Below are 17,021 nucleotides of genomic sequence, written 5' to 3' on the forward strand. Positions count from 1 at the left end.
GGGTTGAAGTGCTGTGAAAAGCACTTCAACCCACGCCCTTGGTCTATCTCCAGGCCTAGCCGAAGAGCACGGCGGCTTCTTCATAGCGTTCCATGGGGACGCGCTTGAGGTTGTTCAATGCGGCACGCAACGGCACGCGCAGCACCTTGGTGCCGTGCAACGCCACCATGGTGCCCCATGCCTCGGCATGGATGGAATCCACCGCAGCCATTCCCAAGCGGGTGGCAAGGACACGGTCGAAAGCGGTAGGGACGCCGCCGCGCTGAATATGGCCCAGCACGGTCGCACGCGTTTCAATGCCGGTACGTTCCTCAATGACCGGCGCGAGCATCTCCCCGATGCCGCCAAGACGGGCGCGTCCGAAGGAGTCGAGACCACGTACCGAGAAAGCTTCTTCCATGCCCTCGGGCACAAAGCCTTCGGCCACAACGACCAACGGGGCGCGTCCGCGCTCATGGGCTTCGTTCACCCACTGGCAGATCTGCTCCATGGTGGTGGAAACCTCTGGGATGAGCACCGCATGCGCGCCGGATGCCATACCAGCGTGCAGTGCAATCCAGCCTACGTGGCGGCCCATCACCTCGGCCACCATGCAGCGGTGGTGGGAATCCCCGGTGGTGCGCAGGCGGTCAATGGCTTCGACCGCGATTTGATTAGCGGTATCGAAACCGAAGGTGTAATCCGTAGCGTCCAGGTCATTGTCGATGGTCTTGGGAACGCCAACGATAGGAAGGCCGGCTTCGCATAGGCGCTGGGCGCCAGCTAGGGTGCCTTCGCCGCCGATGGCAATCAGCGCATCGATGCTATTGGATTTGAGGACTTCGGAAATGTTCTCGGGGCCACCAAGTTCCCCTTCAAACGCATTGGTGCGTGAGGTGCCCAAAATGGTACCGCCCTGCTTGGCGATGCCGCGCACAGCGGTTCGGGGAAGGTCGAAGAAGTCGCCTTCCTTGACGCCACGCCAGCCGTCGCGAAAACCGACGAATTCGTAATCGTAGCTTTTGATGCCGTTCAATACCGCACCGCGGATGACAGCGTTCAGACCGGGGCAGTCGCCGCCGGAGGTCATGATTCCAATGCGCATTGGCCCTCGCTTAATAATGGGAAAGCCTTGTGCAACAGCTGGAGCGAGCAGGCCCCGTGATAACGCTGTAGCAGCAAAGAGTTCCATTCGGATTTCATTCAATATCCGCGCGCCATTGAGCATCTACTCTGCGTGCCATTGTACGTGCTTAAAGCCACTAGGGCGAGTCTCATGTCACGGAAGTGCATGAGTCTCGCCCTAGTCGGCTAATGATGCCAAGCGTCGTTCCCCAGCCGGCCGGCTGGCGATGGAACTTAGAATTTACGCAGCCAGTTCTGCAAGATGATGGTGTTGTCCTGTGCAGGGATCAGGATCCACGCCAGAATATATGCGGCAACACCCATTACTGGAAGCAAGAACGAGAGCAGCAGCGCAATACGCACCAAGGTGACATCCCACCCGAACTTGTCGGCTATGCCGCCGGCGACGCCACCGGCCAATCGGCCTGGTCCGCGGCGAAGGGGCATGGAACGAAGCGAGTTGAAGAATGCATCCATCAGAGAACTCCTAATTGTTGGAAATGCGTGAAGGCTTAGAGGTTGGGGTCGGTGGGAACCGGTGGTTCGACTTCGGATTTGCGTGCCTTGCCGGCCGATGCCAAGCCGGAGAAGATCATGGCAACTCCGGCCAACGCGACGATAGCAATGAAGAACAGCGGCATATCGAAGCTCCACTGCAAAACCAGACGGCTGAGCGATGCCAGGGCGACAACTATCAGAATCAGGCCGAAGACCAAGGTGCCAGTAGGGAACTTCCTAGCTGGAGTGGAAGAAGTATTCATGAAGCTCAGTCCTTAGAAATCCTTGTTGCTGGGGTTCAGGATGTCGGGATCATCCACGGTCGTGGAGAACGAGGAAAACGCGCCGTCAACCTCAACGGTCAGCACTGGTGCATTTTCTGGCAAGGACTGCAGATCCTGCGGCAGTTCCATATCCATTCCGGATAGGAACGCGCCCTCGGTCTCGATCCTTACCGGAACATTCTCTGGCAGCAGCAGATCCATCCTGGAGAAGACCGAATCGATCTCCACCGTAGTCGGTTCGGTGATACTGCCCAGATGGGTCAGATCAACTGTGGAGCTGCTGAAAGCTGCACTGTATTGGCTATCGCTGCCGGTTGCCGATCGCACGAACCCGCGGGCCGATTCCTCGAAGGACGTTGCAGAGAAGATCACAGTCAATACCAGCAGCGGAATCGCCAAACCCAAAAGGCCTCCACTGGTGCGCCCGGACAGTGCGGCGAGGACAATGGCCAGACCAACTAGCAACAGGCCGCAAGCCAAGGCCACGGTCCAACCCGAACCAGGCAAGGCCACGATATCCAAGTAATCAGCCAACATGACCACGGCGACCACCAAAACGGTAAGGCCAAAGACGGTGGTACCAAGCCATCCCGGAATCGGGCGGCTGATCGGCTTGCGATTCGCCTTGGCACTGTAGGCCTTGGTGTAGGCAGGATCCGGTGAATAGCTATTTTCGTACTGGCCTGCGGGGCCAGAATCACCTGAACTCATGGGGTGCTCCTTAGTTGGCGCAGCCGGGTAGCCGGTGTCGAACCCGCTAGCTGCGCTCGCTTTGAAACTCTGGGTGCCTTCTTCCCGCCAAGGATGTTCCAACGCGGTGCTCTTGCCGGCAGCCGTTGGCGGATCAGCAGGGCTGGCACCGGTTGGTTCCGGTTTGGGTGCCTGGTCCGGACGAGCGAACCGGGTGTTCTTCCGGCTGAAGATAATGAATGCGATGGCCGCAACAATTGCCAGGGGCCACAGGATCGGTGCCAGCGAATCCAGGAACCAAGGAGCAGGGAAGATGCCGAGCGCAAAGATGATCACCGCGCCAGTCATGCCGCTGGTCCAGTTCCGATTCACGGCGCTTTCCAGATGCATCTTGCCCTCGGCATCAGGAAGCAATGCCCAAGCCAGTCCGTAGAGCACCATGCCCAGGCCGCCTAGGACACCGAGCACCACGAAGATGCCGCGGATCAGCACCACATCGACCTTGAAATAGTCGGCAACACCAGTTGCAACGCCACCGAGCCACTGCGAGTCATGGCGAGTGATCGGTGATTTGCGCAGCTGGTCGTAAAAGCCGCGACGACGTTGAGAGCCTTCATTGTTCATAGTTCAATGTTCTCGCGCGGCAGGGGTCGCGCGCTATGAGGGGATACCCTGAACTTCCCCTAGGGGTGACCCTAGATCTGGTGATCATCAGGGATGAAACGGCAAGAACGTGCTTGACTTAGAACTATGGAAAGTCCTGAACGACGTTTGATTGTGCGCAGCGAGAACCGGCTTGTCGCCGGTGTCTGCGGCGGCCTCGCAGAACACCTGGGCATCCCGCTTGGGTACGTGCGTCTTGGTTTCCTGGGACTATCCGCACTGGGCGGCATCGGCATTCTGCTCTACGCCTGGCTCTGGGTATTCGTCCCGAGCGCCGAAGAGGCGCACGCTGATGAGCTTCGCTCCTGGGGCACCAGGTCGCGCAGCCTTGCTGAAGAAATGAACCGAGTGCAGCAAGGCATCTTCCGTCCACGCGAAGGATGGGAAAGGAACTCAACCTGGCGTGACACGTTGATCGGTGCGGGCTTGCTGGCGCTCGCCGTGCTGGCTTACGGACAGTGGACCGGCTGGAATATCCGCTGGGATCTGATCTGGCCCTCCTTGGGCGTTATCGCCGGTATTGTGCTGGCATGGATCCAATTCGATGAAGGAATCACCGAGCAGAAGAAGCGCCCGGCACTGCCCCTGTTGCTGCGTTTGGCCTTCGGCCTGGTCCTGGTCATCGGCGGACTATTGGCGCTGCTGGGCAACACTGTCGGAGCTGCAGACCTGCTCGGCGGCCTGTGGGCGGCCTTGGCGATCATTGTCGGCGCAGTCGTGGTCTTGCTTCCTTGGGGAACTCGGCTATGGCGCGATTTCATTGCTGAACGAAGCTCGCGCCAGGCTGCGGCCCAACGTGCAGAATTCGCAGCCCACCTGCACGACTCGGTCTTGCAGACCTTGGCCGTGATTCAGAAACGCAGTGAAGACCCGGCCGCGGTGAGAACCTTGGCGCGCGTCCAAGAGCGTGAACTGCGCCAATGGCTGTATGGCAACCAGGACCTTGATGACGAAGATGTGATCGTTGAGATCCAGCACGAGGCCAGCTACATTGAACAACTGCTATTGCGCGATGTAGAAGTCATTTCCGTGGGTAATGCGCAGGGCTTTGCCGGGCAGCAGGCGTTGGTCGCCGCTAGCCGTGAGGCGATGATGAACGCGGCCAAGCATGCGGACGGCAAGATTTCGGTATTCATCGAATGCTCGGCCGAACAAGTAGAAGTGTATGTGCGTGACCGCGGTACCGGTTTTGAAGTAGCTGGGATTCCGGCAGACCGGCACGGCGTCAGGGAATCAATTATTGGTCGCATGGAACGCGTAGGCGGCATGGCACAGATCCGGAGCGATGATTCCGGAACTGAGGTGCAGCTGAGCATGCCACTTAACATGGAGGAAGAATAGAAACATGAGCGCCGAGAACACCACCGAGCCTTACCGTGTAGTGCTGGTGGATGACCATGCCATCTTCCGTTCCGGATTACGTGCCGACTTGGCCCAGGACATCCAGATTGTCGGGGAAGCCGGCACCGTAGAAGAAGCCATCGAGGTGATCACCGAACAGCAACCGGATGTGGTTCTCCTGGATGTGCATCTGCCCGGCGGCCGAGGCGGGGGCGGGGCCGAAGTGCTCAAGGGCTGCACCGGGTTGCTGGGATCCACGCGCTTCTTGGCTTTAAGCGTTTCCGACGCAGCGCAGGACGTGGTGACGGTCATTCGTTCCGGTGCTCGGGGGTATGTCACCAAGAGCATATCCGGGGCCGAAATTTCAGATGCGGTACGTCGTGTGGCCGGGGGAGATGCTGTGTTCTCGCCACGCTTGGCCGGGTTCGTCTTGGATGCCTTTGGCAACAGTGCACCGGTGGCAGAAATTGATGAAGAGCTGGATTTGCTCTCCGACCGCGAATTGCAGGTTATGCGCCTGATTGCCCGGGGATACAGCTATAAGGAAGTCGCCAAGGAACTGTTCATCTCGGTGAAGACCGTAGAATCGCATGTCTCCAATGTGCTGCGCAAACTCCAGTTATCCAACCGCCATGAACTTACCCGTTGGGCTGTGGACCGCAAGATCCTTTAAGCGGCACTGCGGAAAAAGCAAGGAAGCCGGAGAATCCAAGATGATCTTGGACTCTCCGGCTTCTTTAGCGGAGCGGCGTATTTATTTGGCTTCGCCCAGCAGCTTGGCCATCCGTGCGACGCCTTCTTCAAGGTCAACATCACCCAGTGCATAGGACATGCGGATGTAGCCGGAAGGGCCGAAGGCTTCACCTGGAACGACGGCAACTTCTGCCTGTTCCAGGATGAAGGCAGCCAGTTCTGCACTGGTGTTGTTCACAACGCCGCGGATTTCGCGACCCAGCAGGCCGCGAACGTCCGAATACGCGTAGAACGCGCCTTCCGGGGTTGGGCAGTGCAGGCCGTCAATCGCGTTCAGCGATTCAACGATGGCCAGGCGACGCCGGTTGAAGGCAACCTTCATGTCGTTCACGGCATCCAGCGGCCCGGCAACGGCAGCCAGGGCGGCGCGCTGCGAGACGTTGGAAACGTTCGAGGTGGCGTGGGACTGCAGGTTGGTGGCGGCCTTGATGACGTCCAGCGGACCTGCCATCCAACCCACGCGCCAGCCGGTCATGGCGTAGGTCTTTGCGACACCGTTGAGGATGACAACACGGTCTTCGAGCTCGGGGACCAAGGTCGCGATGGAGCTGAAGGTGGCATCGCCGTAAGTCAGGTGCTCGTAGATTTCATCGGTAACAACCCACAGGCCCTTGGAAGCAGCCCACAGGCCGATCTCGCGAACCTGCTCCGGGGTGTATACGGCACCGGTTGGGTTTGAAGGAGAGACGAACAACAGCACCTTGGTGCGTTCGGTCAGCACGGACTCGAGCTGTTCAACGGTGACCTTGTAGCCCTGCTCCGGGCCGGCGAAGATTGATACGGCCTTGCCGCCGGCGAGCTGGATGGCTTCAGGATAGGTGGTCCAGTACGGAGCCGGAACGATGACCTCGTCGCCTGGATCAAGCAGGGTTGCGAAGGTGTTGTACACCGCCTGCTTGCCGCCGTTGGTGACCAGAACCTGGTTGGCCTTGAGCTCGTAGCCCGAATCGCGCATGGTCTTGGTGGCGATTGCTTCGCGCAGCTCAGGAAGGCCGGCTGCAGGGGAGTAGCGGTGGTTCTTTGGATCCTGGGCCGCCTTGACTGCTGCTTCAACAATGTAGTCAGGGGTTGGGAAGTCAGGTTCGCCGGCGCCGAAACCGATTACTGGTCGACCTGCTGCTTTAAGAGCCTTCGCCTTGGCATCTACTGCGAGAGTCGCGGATTCGGAAATTGCGCCGATGCGGCGAGAAATGCGAGACATTGGGGATTCGTCCTGAAGTCTATGGGGACAGCTGTTACACCTCAGTTTAGTTCGCAACCATGCACTTCAGCATCACAATTTTGAAAATGACACAATAAGGTGCAGAACGGGGCGCGAGAATGCGTTCTGCGCCACACCGGAGGTTGTCAGTTCGACATTTCCGATTTCGTTGCGTAAAGTTATTACTCGTTGCCGAGACATCGCAACGGACAAAGCTAAATGCTCTATCCGCTAAGATGTTCTAGGTGGGAGCGGTAAAAAGCTCCGAAGGGTAGTGGCGCAATTGGTAGCGCAGCGGTCTCCAAAACCGCAGGTTGCAGGTTCGAGTCCTGTCTGCCCTGCGCAATAGCGATTTATCGCTAAGCGAATTATCTCATCACGGTGTGTTGCAGTCGAATAGACTATGGCACACCGTGATTGTTTCAACTGGCCAAATTTTTGAAACGAGGAAGAACATGACCGAATCTGCTCTCAGCTCCGGTAAGGGTGGACAGAAGTTGGGTTTCTTTGCCCGGATCTTCTTGTTTTTCCGCCAGGTAATCGCAGAACTTAAAAAGGTCGTCACCCCGACCCGCAGCGAACTAGTGAACTACTTCCTGGTTGTTGTCGGTTTTGTGGTCGTGGTGATGCTGATCGTGACGGCCCTGGACTTCGTGTTTGGGCAGGGTTCGATCCTCCTGTTCACCAACAAGGTCGAACAGTAATTTTGTTGCCTCGGAGGTATGATTACCCCGAGGCAATTTAGTGTCATTCAGTCAAAGAAAGCAGGAGCTGCAGTGTCCGACAAGGAACTCGAACCGCAGATTAATGACGAGGTCGAAAACGAGTTCGTTGAAGCCGCCGGCGATCAGGTAGAGCCAGCTGTTGAAGCTGACGTCGACCCAACCGAAGCACCAGCACAGGACGCTGAAGACGCTCAGGTAACCGAAGGCGCAGCCGCCGAAGCTGAAGAAGCTGAAGGCGAAGACAACGAAGCTGAAGCCGACGCTGAGGAAGCTGAAGGCGAAGACAACGAAGCTGAAGCCGACGCTGAAGAAGCTGAAGGCGAAGACAATGTAGCTAAGCTCAAGGAAGAATTCCGCGCTAAGCTCCGTCGCCTTCCAGGTGACTGGTTTGTCATTCACACCTACGCCGGTTACGAAAACCGCGTGAAGGTCAATCTTGAGACCCGTATCCAGACCCAGGACATGGATGAGTTCATCTTCGATATCCAGGTTCCAATGGAAGAGGTCGTTGAGGTCAAGAACACTCAGCGCAAGATCGTTCGCCGCGTGCGCATCCCGGGCTACGTCCTGGTTCGCATGGAGCTGACCGACGCTTCGTGGGGTGTTGTTCGACACACTCCAGGTGTCACTGGATTCGTTGGCAATGCCCACGATCCAAACCCACTGAGCCTTGATGAAGTGTTCTCCATGCTCGAGCACACCATCGTTGATCCAGTAGAGCAGCCATCGGCTTCGAAGCCAGGCCGTGCTCCAATTACTGAGGTCACTGTGGACTTCGAAGTTGGAGAATCGGTTATCGTCAACGACGGGCCATTCGAAACCATGCCGGCAACCATCTCGGAAATCAAGCTGGATGCCGCACAGCTGGTCGTACTGGTTTCGATCTTCGAACGTGAAACCCCAGTGACCCTGAACTTCAACCAGGTCACCAAGATCCAGTAGTATTAAGTCTTCGTGCCCCGCATCGGTCGCTTATCGATATGAGGGTACGTTTGGCTGTCGCGCCACGATAGCCAGATCCCCGTGCCACGCTCCTGTGCCGCGGGAAACGCAAGAGTAAGAAGGACCCGACATGGCCCCAAAGAAAAAGGTCACCGGACTCATCAAGCTGCAGATCCAGGCAGGTGCTGCTAACCCAGCTCCTCCAATCGGTCCAGCCCTTGGTCAGCACGGCGTCAACATCATGGAATTCTGCAAGGCTTACAACGCAGCGACCGAGTCGCAGCGCGGTAACGTTGTTCCAGTTGAGATCACCGTATACGAAGACCGTTCGTTCACTTTCATCACCAAGACTCCTCCTGCAGCTGAGCTGATCAAGAAGGCTGCTGGCATTGCAAAGGGTTCGGGTGTTCCACACACCGACAAGGTTGCTAACCTGACCCAGTCCCAGGTTGAGGAAATCGCCACCACCAAGATGGCTGACCTGAACGCAAACGATCTGGCTGCTGCAGCAAAGATCATCGCCGGCACCGCCCGCTCCATGGGTGTGACCGTAGAAGGCTAATCCCGCCTTCCGCTGTTCACCCGTTGGATAGCACTTAAGAATTTAATCTAAGGCGAAACGGTCAACTGATCGATTCGCCCGTGGCAGGACCCCGCGCGGTCCATATGACCACGACTGCATAAGGAGATAACGCAGATGGCAAAGCGCAGCAAAGCATACGTAGCCGCCGCGGCTAAGATCGATGCCGACAACAACGTCTACGCTCCAGCCGAGGCAATTGCCCTGGCTAAGGAGACCGCAGGCGATAAGACCAACTCGACCGTTGAGGTTGCTTTCCGCCTGGGTGTTGACCCACGCAAGGCTGACCAGATGGTTCGCGGTACCGTAAACCTTCCACACGGCACCGGTAAGACCGCCCGCGTGGTTGTTTTCGCTAACGGTGACAAGGCAGAAGCAGCTCGTGAAGCTGGCGCCGACTTCGTTGGCTCTGACGACCTGATCGAAAAGATCCAGGGCGGCTGGACCGACTTCGACGCAGCAGTTGCAACCCCTGACCTCATGGGCAAGGTTGGCCGCTTGGGTAAGGTACTGGGTCCTCGTAACCTGATGCCAAACCCTAAGACCGGCACCGTGACCATGGATGTGGCCAAGGCTGTTACCGACATCAAGGGCGGCAAGATCGACTTCCGCGTCGACAAGCACTCGAACCTGCACTTCATCATTGGCAAGGTTTCGTTCGACGCCAAGCAGCTGACCGAGAACTACGCTGCAGCTCTGGACGAGGTTATGCGCCTGAAGCCTTCGGCTTCGAAGGGTCGCTACATCTCGAAGGCAACCATCGCTACCACCTTCGGTCCAGGTATTCCTGTTGACGCGAACGTAACCCGCGTTGAGGCCTAAGTCTAGTAGCTAACTAGCTTGAGGGAGCATGCCGATTTTCGGTATGCTCCCTTACCTTTTAAGGCAGCACTCCATGCGATGGCCCCGGCCGCAGAAAAAGCGCATTCATGTTTCATGCCGACCGGTAGCCGATGATAAGCTTTGACTACCGAGTATTTCGGTCATCCGCGTATGGATCCCCCAAGGCCCTACGCGGATGAGATACGGAAGTTTCCCCAAAGCTTTTGTATCGGCGGGACTCACTACCCGCGTTCCCCAAGCGCTGGTAATTGAGTCCCGCCATTCCAATTTGAATCCACTAGTGACCAGGATCATGAGATTGGCTCCGGCATTGATTTGCTGTGGACTGGACTGCTCCTATAAACTAGAACTACCGAAGACCGTCGGTTGAACATTTGGTTTCCAACTGTTCCTAAAGATCCGCAAGGATGACCAACGCAGGTTACATAGATTTTTTGACTTTGAATAAGTTGAAACGCCCTGTGCTCCTGCGCGGGGCTATTTTTATGGCCTCGCCGGTTTTGAAACGGTACCGAACAAATCCCCGGAAGGAGTGTTATGGCAACCCCAAGCAAGACTGCAGCGATTGAAGAAATCACTACGGAATTCAACGATTCGTCGGCGGCTGTCTTGACCGAATACCGTGGGCTTACCGTTGCACAGCTCAAGGATCTGCGCCGCTCGCTTGGTCAGGAGACCAAGTACGCAGTTGTAAAGAACACCTTGACCGCAATCGCAGCGAAGAACGCCGGCATCGATGCATTCGATGATCAGCTTTCTGGTCCAACCGCAATCGCCTTCATTAAGGGCGACGCAGTTGCTGCCGCTAAGAGCCTCACGGAATTCGCCAAGACTAACGAGCAGCTGGTCATCAAGACCGGTTGGTTCGAAGGCAAGGCACTGGACCAGAGCGGCATCGCTGCTTTGGCTGCGCTGGAATCCCGCGAAACTCAGCTCGCCCGCGTTGCAGCAGTGCTGCTGGCTCCAGCTTCCGCTGCTGCCCGCGCTGTCGAAGCTCTGCGTGCAAAGCTCGAAGAGAACGGTGGCGAAGCTGCCGAGGAAGCTCCGGCAGAAGCCTAAGCTTTCGAGTTCTCTCGCAACGTAAACCCAAATTCATCGGCCCTCAAGGCCAAAAACCGAAAGGACGCCCACCATGGCGAAGCTCAGCAACGAAGAGCTGCTTTCCGCATTCAAGGAAATGACCATCATCGAACTGTCCGAGTTCGTTAAGGAATTCGAAGAGACCTTCGACGTAACCGCTGCTGCTGTTGCAGTTGCTGGTCCAGCTGCAGGCGGCGAAGCTGCTGCTGAAGAGAAGACCGAATTCGACGTAGTCCTCGAATCGGCTGGCGACAAGAAGATCGCAGTTATCAAGGAAGTTCGCGCACTGACTTCCCTGGGCCTGAAGGAAGCCAAGGAGCTCGTTGACGCTGCTCCAAAGGCTCTGCTTGAGGGTGTTGCAAAGGACGCTGCCGAGAAGGCCAAGGAAGCTCTGGAAGCTGCCGGCGCTACCGTCACCGTTAAGTAAGTTCAGCGGTCACTCGCAACTTATTGCCAAAGGTCCACAGACGAAAGTCTGTGGGCCTTTGGCCGTTAAGCTGGGGAGTCCATAGCAATTGTTTTATAACGTTTCTATTAACAGCGTTTATTCAAGTTCATTGTTTACAGTGAAAATGTGTCAAAAACCGTAGCTACCCAGAACCAGAAACCAGCACCGCGGCTAGGGCTCCTAGACGCATTGAGGATTACAGCTGCGCTCATTGTCGTTCTCTACCACTACACCGCATGGGGACATGACCACTGGGGGAGGCAGGCCTCGGAATTCTGGCCGGTTCTCTCCGAATTCACCCGCTACGGACAGCTGGGTGTGCAGCTATTCTTCCTGATATCGGGCTTCGTTATCCTGATGTCCCTCCAGGGAAAGAACGTCATTGGTTTCATCGGCTCGCGCGTGGGCCGGCTCTACCCGGCCTACTGGCTCGCGGTACTCGCAGCGACAGTACTCTCGCTTGGGATCTGGCCCTCGGGCAACGAAGGACGCTCGGCCAGCGATATTCTGCCCAACCTGAGCATGATGCAGGCAGGATTCGGCGTCACCGATATGGACGGTGTCTATTGGACCCTTTGGGTCGAGCTGCGTTTCTACGTGCTGCTCGCCGTGCTCTTGTCCATGGGCTTCGTGAAGAACAAGCACATCCTCTTGCTCTCGGCCATCTGGCCTGTCTTGGGCCTATACCTGCATTTCACGAGCATGGACGAACTGCAGGAATGGATTGCCGGGCAGTACGCGGCACTGTTCGCAGCCGGCATGGTGCTCTTCTTGATCTATCAAAGCGGCCACAGCATTCTGCGTTGGTCCATGGTCGCAGGCAATACCGCCATCGCTGCATTCTTCACCGGCATCAAGGGACGCACCGACGCGGACTTGCTCTCGGGCATGGACATCCCGGCCTGGCATTTCCAGCTGCTGACAGTACTGTGCGTATTGCTGCTTGCAGTATGCGCCTTGACCCCGCTCAAGAATGTCCAGGGCAAATGGCTGGCTGTGGCCGGTTCGCTGACCTACCCGCTGTACCTGGTACACCAGTTGTGGGGCTGGTGGCTGATCAACCAGCTGCATGGCGTTGTGAACAAGTACGTGCTGCTGGCCGGTTTGCTGGTGCTGATGCTTGGAATCGCCTACCTGGTGGCACGCTTCGTCGAGCAACCGCTGGGCTTGCCGCTGCGCAACGCTACGATCAAGGGATTGACCAAGGCCCACGCCTGGGCCAAGAAGGCATTGGCTAAGCCAGGGCTGGTTATTCCAGAGTCGAAATATCGGCAATCGTGGCATCAAATCCGCTAACCAGATCCTTGGCGCGAACAAGCAGTCCATGAGCACGATCCCCGCTGCCCAGTCCTATCTGTTCCGGTACGGGCTCTTCGAATACGCTGGCATCGATGTAAACCGGCAGCACCGTGTGTGAGCCAAAGGGCGTAATGGTTCCGCTCTCGTAGTGCGTGACATCCCAGGCGATATCGGATGATGGCAGGGAGAGCTTATTGACCCCCATGGCGCCACGCAGCTTCGCCCAATCGAGTTTCCGCCCACCGGGAATGAGCGCGAAAACGAAGGTGCCGTCCGCGCGTTTGATAACCAGCGTCTTGAGCAATGCCGAGGCCGAGATGCCCAAGGCGTCCGCAGCTTCTTCCAGCGAGCGGACCTTGTCGCGCGGCACAATCTCGATGGGGATGTTCCGGCGCGAGGCGTCCAGGGTAACTCGGGTCAGTGCTTCATCTGACTGCAGCTTATTCACTTCGTCTCCTAACCGTGGATGTTTGCTCGATCATAGCTAGTGGCCACGGAAGAAGCCACCGGACACACGACGCCGCGGAAGCTAATATCTGCTGGTGGAGCGCGCTGGTTCAAGGCTCCAAGACGACCGGAAAAAATTGCCAAGAAAGTTCGCCATAGTGCTGAAGCGGCGAAAAATTGCGGTTTTAGAGGCCTATCGAGGCGGATGTGACAAAACGCATAATCTTGCCCGGTGTTCGGAATCCGGATACCGAGGCCAGCGAGGCCAAGGGCTTGGCAATGCGCTCGAATCCGCGAAAACTAGGGTGTCAGTTGGGAAAATGCGTGGCCTTCTCGCCGGGCGGTGCAGCCGGGTTTCGCGCCGGAGGTGTGCTTGGAAACCTGATCGGCGGCCCGTGCGAAAGTGGGGGCGAAAACTATAGCACGAATTTCTGCACCGAGTATCGACAACCGGATTTTCCTCCGGTAGAGTAGAAATTTGCGCCTTACTGTTTGCGCGCGCGGCCTTCATATAGCGGTGGGTTCGTGCGGACGAAAAAAGAGGAACTGTCCTATGGCAGGAACCTTAGCACGGTAAGCGTTCGGAAACCTGACGGTCTTTGGAAGGATCCATCTTGGTCGCCTCGAGCAACCCTAACAACCAAACCGCTAGTTCGGCTCGCGATGCTGCATACGCTGGCCGACTTTCTTTTGCAAAGATTCACGAACCCCTAGAAGTGCCTAACCTGCTGGCATTGCAGACCGAGAGCTTTGACCGCCTCGTCGGCAACCAGAACTGGGTAGAGCGCCTGGCCAAGGCAGAGGCCGCTGGTGACTTCAGCGTGCCCAACACCTCGGGCCTGGCAGAAATCTTCGAGGAAATCTCCCCAATCGAGGACTTCCAGGACACCATGTCCTTGAGCTTCTCGGATCCGGAGTTCGCTGATCCTAAGTACTCGATCGCAGAGTGCAAGGACCGCGACGCCACCTACGCGGCACCGCTGTATGTCAAGGCCGAATTCATGAACAATGAAACCGGCGAAATCAAGCAGCAGACCGTGTTCATGGGCGATTTCCCGCTGATGAGCGAAAAGGGCACCTTCATCATCAACGGCACCGAGCGTGTCGTTGTGTCCCAGCTGGTTCGTTCCCCAGGTGCGTACTTCGAGTCCACGCCGGACAAGACCAGTGACAAGACGATCTTCTCGGCACGTATCATCCCATCGCGTGGTGCATGGTTCGAGCTGGAAATCGACAAGCGCGACCAGATCGGCGTACGCCTTGATCGCAAGCGCAAGCAGTCGGTCACCGTCTTGCTCAAGGCCCTGGGCTGGAGCGAAGAGCAGATCCTGTCCGAGTTCGGCCAGTACGATTCGATGCGTGCTACCTTGGAAAAGGACAGCATCAAGGATCAGAACGAAGCCTTGCTGGACATCTACCGCAAGCTGCGTCCAGGCGAGCCTCCTACGGTTGAGGCCGCCCAGGCACTGCTGAAGAACATGTACTTCGAGCCTAAGCGCTACGACCTGGCAAAGGTTGGCCGTTACAAGATCAACCGCAAGCTGGGCGTGGAGACTCCGGTTAACGCCGAGAGCGCTTCGGTGCTGTCGCTGGACGACCTGGTAGCAATGATCCGCTACCTCGTTGCACTGCACGCAGGCGAGAAGACCGTTCAGGGCACCCGCAAGGGCGAGATCGTCGACATTCCTGTTAACGTCGACGACATCGACCACTTCGGCAACCGCCGCATCCGCGCCGTGGGCGAACTGATCGAGAACCAGGTCCGCACCGGCCTGTCCCGCATGGAGCGTGTTGTGCGCGAGCGCATGACCACCCAGGACGTCGAGGCGATCACCCCGCAGACCCTGATCAACATCCGCCCTGTTGTGGCTGCCATCAAGGAGTTCTTCGGAACCTCGCAGCTCTCGCAGTTCATGGACCAGAACAACCCACTGGCCGGCCTGACCCACAAGCGCCGCTTGTCGGCTCTGGGCCCAGGCGGCCTGTCCCGTGACCGCGCAGGCATGGAAGTTCGAGACGTCCACCCGTCCCACTACGGACGCATGTGCCCAATTGAAACCCCGGAAGGCCCGAACATCGGCCTGATCGGTTCGTTGGCTACCTACGGACGGATCAACTCCTTCGGCTTCATCGAAACCCCGTACCGCCGCGTCGCCAATGGCGTCGTGTCCAACGAGGTTGACTACCTGACCGCCGATGACGAGCTGCAGCACTACATCGCACAGGCCAACGCGCCACTGGATGAGAACGGCCGCTTCGTTGAAGAGACCGTTCTGGTTCGTGAAAAGGGCGGTGGCGGCGAGCCTGTTATCGTCGACGCCGCTGAAGTGACCTTCATGGACGTTTCGCCGCGCCAGATGGTTTCGGTTGCAACCGCGCTGATTCCATTCCTCGAGCACGACGATGCCAACCGAGCACTGATGGGCGCCAACATGCAGCGCCAGGCTGTGCCGCTGTTGAAGTCCGAGCGCCCACTGGTTGGTACCGGCATGGAGAAGTTCGCGGCAGTTGACGCCGGCGACTCCGTTGTTGCGGCCAAGCCAGGTGTGGTCACCGAAGTATCTGCTGACCTGGTTGTTGTCATGAACGATGACGGCACCGAGTCGATGTACCCGATCATGAAGTTCGCTCGTTCGAACCAGGGCAACGCCTACAACCAGCGCGTTCGCGTGTCGGAAGGCGACCGCCTGGAGTTCCAGTCGATCATCGCCGACGGTCCTTCGACCGACTCCGGTGAGCTTTCGCTGGGTAAGAACCTGCTCGTGGCATTCATGTCTTGGGAAGGCTACAACTACGAGGATGCGATCATCCTCTCCCAGCGCATGATCTTCGATGATGTGCTGACCTCGATTCACATCGAAGAGCACGAAGTTGACGCTCGCGACACCAAGCTTGGTGCCGAGGAAATCACCCGCGACATCCCGAATGTCTCGGAAGATATCCTTTCCCAGCTCGATGACCGCGGTATCGTCTACATCGGTGCTGAAGTTGAAGCTGGCGACGTACTGGTAGGCCGTGTCACCCCTAAGGGCGAGACCGAGCTGACCCCGGAAGAGCGCTTGCTGCGTGCCATCTTCGGTGAGAAGTCCCGCGAAGTTCGCGATACCTCGCTGAAGGTTCCACACGGCGAGTCCGGCACCGTGATCGGTGTGCGCATCTTCGACCGCGACAACGACGATGATCTTTCCCCTGGTGTGAACCAGCTGGTCCGCGTCTACGTTGCGCAGAAGCGCAAGATCTCGATCGGCGACAAGCTCGCAGGCCGCCACGGCAACAAGGGTGTCATCTCGCGCATCATGCCGCTTGAGGACATGCCATTCCTCGAAGACGGCACCCCGCTGGACGTCATCCTGAACCCGCTGGGTGTGCCAGGCCGCATGAACGTCGGCCAGGTCATGGAAATCCACCTGGGCTGGGCTGCCAAGCAGGGCTGGAAGATCGAAGGCGAGCCTGAATGGGTCCGCGATCTGCCGAACCTGCCACGCGAGTCCGGTTCCACCACCGTGGCGACCCCGGTCTTCGATGGCGCTTCGGAAGAGGAAATCCGCGGCATCCTGGATGCGACCAGCAAGACCCGTGACGGTGTGCGCCTGATTGGCAACTCCGGCAAGGCGAAGCTGTTCGACGGCCGCTCCGGCGACCCGCTGCCGGATCCGGTTTCCGTGGGCTACATGTACATCTTGAAGCTGCACCACCTGGTGGACGACAAGATCCACGCCCGTTCCACCGGTCCTTACTCCATGATCACCCAGCAGCCACTGGGCGGTAAGGCCCAGTTCGGTGGCCAGCGCTTCGGCGAGATGGAAGTTTGGGCACTGGAAGCATACGGTGCCGCTTACACGCTGCAGGAAATCCTGACCATCAAGTCGGATGATATCCACGGTCGTGTGAAGGTCTACGAAGCAATCGTCAAGGGCGAGAACGTTCCAGAGCCTGGTGTTCCAGAATCGTTCAAGGTGCTTATCAAGGAAATGCAGTCGCTGTGCTTGAACGTCGAGGTACTTGGTACCGACGGCAACACTATCGAAATGCGTGAGTCGGACGAGGAATCGTTCCGCGCCGCTGAAGAGCTGGGCATCGACCTTTCCCGGTCGGAGCCGAACTCCGTAGAGGAAGTTTAATT

Annotated in this window: 16 protein-coding genes and 1 tRNA gene; 11 read left to right on the forward strand and 6 right to left on the reverse strand. The window is 57.8% G+C overall.

Annotated features, from left to right (window positions below):
• Positions 1 to 55: 55 nt before the first annotated feature.
• The 4 genes from ACRDT3_RS10335 to ACRDT3_RS10350 form a co-directional block, all read right to left on the reverse strand.
• Entirely contained in the window at positions 56 to 1,084 is a 1,029-nt protein-coding gene (locus ACRDT3_RS10335) for a 6-phosphofructokinase (protein WP_431492905.1), read from the reverse strand.
• 254 nt (positions 1,085 to 1,338) lie between these two features.
• On the reverse strand, positions 1,339 to 1,581 hold the full coding sequence (locus ACRDT3_RS10340; RefSeq protein ID WP_105656871.1) for a PspC domain-containing protein: 243 nt from the start codon (positions 1,579 to 1,581) through the stop codon (positions 1,339 to 1,341).
• A 35-nt stretch (positions 1,582 to 1,616) separates the two neighbouring features.
• Positions 1,617 to 1,865 carry a hypothetical protein gene (locus ACRDT3_RS10345; RefSeq protein WP_431492906.1) on the reverse strand — a complete coding sequence of 83 codons (249 nt, stop codon included), beginning with the start codon at positions 1,863 to 1,865 and terminating at the stop codon, positions 1,617 to 1,619.
• A gap of 12 nt (positions 1,866 to 1,877) precedes the next feature.
• The gene (locus ACRDT3_RS10350; protein ID WP_431492907.1) at positions 1,878 to 3,200 is read right to left on the reverse strand and encodes a PspC domain-containing protein; all 1,323 of its coding nucleotides are present in this window, start codon (positions 3,198 to 3,200) and stop codon (positions 1,878 to 1,880) included.
• 126 nt (positions 3,201 to 3,326) lie between these two features.
• On the opposite strand from ACRDT3_RS10350, the gene ACRDT3_RS10355 reads away from it, so the two are divergent.
• Together ACRDT3_RS10355 and ACRDT3_RS10360 are read left to right on the forward strand one after the other, a co-directional pair.
• Positions 3,327 to 4,580: an ATP-binding protein gene (locus tag ACRDT3_RS10355; protein ID WP_431492908.1), complete on the forward strand. Its 1,254-nt coding sequence runs from the start codon at positions 3,327 to 3,329 to the stop codon at positions 4,578 to 4,580.
• Between the two features lie 4 nt (positions 4,581 to 4,584).
• The gene (locus ACRDT3_RS10360; RefSeq protein ID WP_431492909.1) at positions 4,585 to 5,253 is read left to right on the forward strand and encodes a LuxR C-terminal-related transcriptional regulator; all 669 of its coding nucleotides are present in this window, start codon (positions 4,585 to 4,587) and stop codon (positions 5,251 to 5,253) included.
• Between the two features lie 81 nt (positions 5,254 to 5,334).
• On the opposite strand, the gene ACRDT3_RS10365 is transcribed toward ACRDT3_RS10360, so the two are convergent.
• The gene (locus ACRDT3_RS10365) at positions 5,335 to 6,534 is read right to left on the reverse strand and encodes a pyridoxal phosphate-dependent aminotransferase (protein ID WP_431492910.1); all 1,200 of its coding nucleotides are present in this window, start codon (positions 6,532 to 6,534) and stop codon (positions 5,335 to 5,337) included.
• Between the two features lie 268 nt (positions 6,535 to 6,802).
• Here ACRDT3_RS10365 and ACRDT3_RS10370 point away from each other — a divergent pair.
• From ACRDT3_RS10370 to ACRDT3_RS10405, 8 genes are all read left to right on the forward strand, one after another.
• Positions 6,803 to 6,875, forward strand: a tRNA-Trp gene (locus tag ACRDT3_RS10370).
• A 114-nt stretch (positions 6,876 to 6,989) separates the two neighbouring features.
• Positions 6,990 to 7,238, forward strand: coding sequence for a preprotein translocase subunit SecE (gene secE, locus ACRDT3_RS10375; RefSeq protein WP_038992215.1), 249 nt, complete (start codon positions 6,990 to 6,992; stop codon positions 7,236 to 7,238).
• 72 nt (positions 7,239 to 7,310) lie between these two features.
• Positions 7,311 to 8,201 carry a transcription termination/antitermination protein NusG gene (gene nusG / locus ACRDT3_RS10380; protein ID WP_431492911.1) on the forward strand — a complete coding sequence of 297 codons (891 nt, stop codon included), beginning with the start codon at positions 7,311 to 7,313 and terminating at the stop codon, positions 8,199 to 8,201.
• Positions 8,202 to 8,331: 130 nt separating this feature from the next.
• A complete protein-coding gene (gene rplK / locus ACRDT3_RS10385) occupies positions 8,332 to 8,763 on the forward strand; it encodes a 50S ribosomal protein L11 (protein ID WP_431492912.1) in 432 nt (143 codons plus the stop codon).
• Between the two features lie 135 nt (positions 8,764 to 8,898).
• Entirely contained in the window at positions 8,899 to 9,603 is a 705-nt protein-coding gene (gene rplA, locus ACRDT3_RS10390) for a 50S ribosomal protein L1 (RefSeq protein WP_431492913.1), read from the forward strand.
• Positions 9,604 to 10,161: 558 nt separating this feature from the next.
• Entirely contained in the window at positions 10,162 to 10,683 is a 522-nt protein-coding gene (rplJ, locus tag ACRDT3_RS10395) for a 50S ribosomal protein L10 (RefSeq protein ID WP_431492914.1), read from the forward strand.
• Between the two features lie 73 nt (positions 10,684 to 10,756).
• Positions 10,757 to 11,131, forward strand: coding sequence for a 50S ribosomal protein L7/L12 (gene rplL, locus ACRDT3_RS10400; RefSeq protein WP_133833621.1), 375 nt, complete (start codon positions 10,757 to 10,759; stop codon positions 11,129 to 11,131).
• Positions 11,132 to 11,341: 210 nt separating this feature from the next.
• On the forward strand, positions 11,342 to 12,448 hold the full coding sequence (locus tag ACRDT3_RS10405) for an acyltransferase family protein (protein ID WP_431492915.1): 1,107 nt from the start codon (positions 11,342 to 11,344) through the stop codon (positions 12,446 to 12,448).
• On the opposite strand, the gene ACRDT3_RS10410 is transcribed toward ACRDT3_RS10405, so the two are convergent.
• Positions 12,402 to 12,899: an aminoacyl-tRNA deacylase gene (locus ACRDT3_RS10410; RefSeq protein ID WP_431492916.1), complete on the reverse strand. Its 498-nt coding sequence runs from the start codon at positions 12,897 to 12,899 to the stop codon at positions 12,402 to 12,404. The two genes, ACRDT3_RS10405 and ACRDT3_RS10410, sit on opposite strands and share 47 nt — an antisense overlap.
• Positions 12,900 to 13,512: 613 nt before the next feature.
• Here ACRDT3_RS10410 and ACRDT3_RS10415 point away from each other — a divergent pair.
• Complete coding sequence (locus ACRDT3_RS10415) at positions 13,513 to 17,019, forward strand: DNA-directed RNA polymerase subunit beta (protein ID WP_431492917.1); 3,507 nt, start codon at positions 13,513 to 13,515, stop codon at positions 17,017 to 17,019.
• Positions 17,020 to 17,021: the final 2 nt, after the last annotated feature.

Source organism: Glutamicibacter sp. (assembly GCF_050701915.1).
GTDB lineage: Bacteria > Actinomycetota > Actinomycetes > Actinomycetales > Micrococcaceae > Glutamicibacter.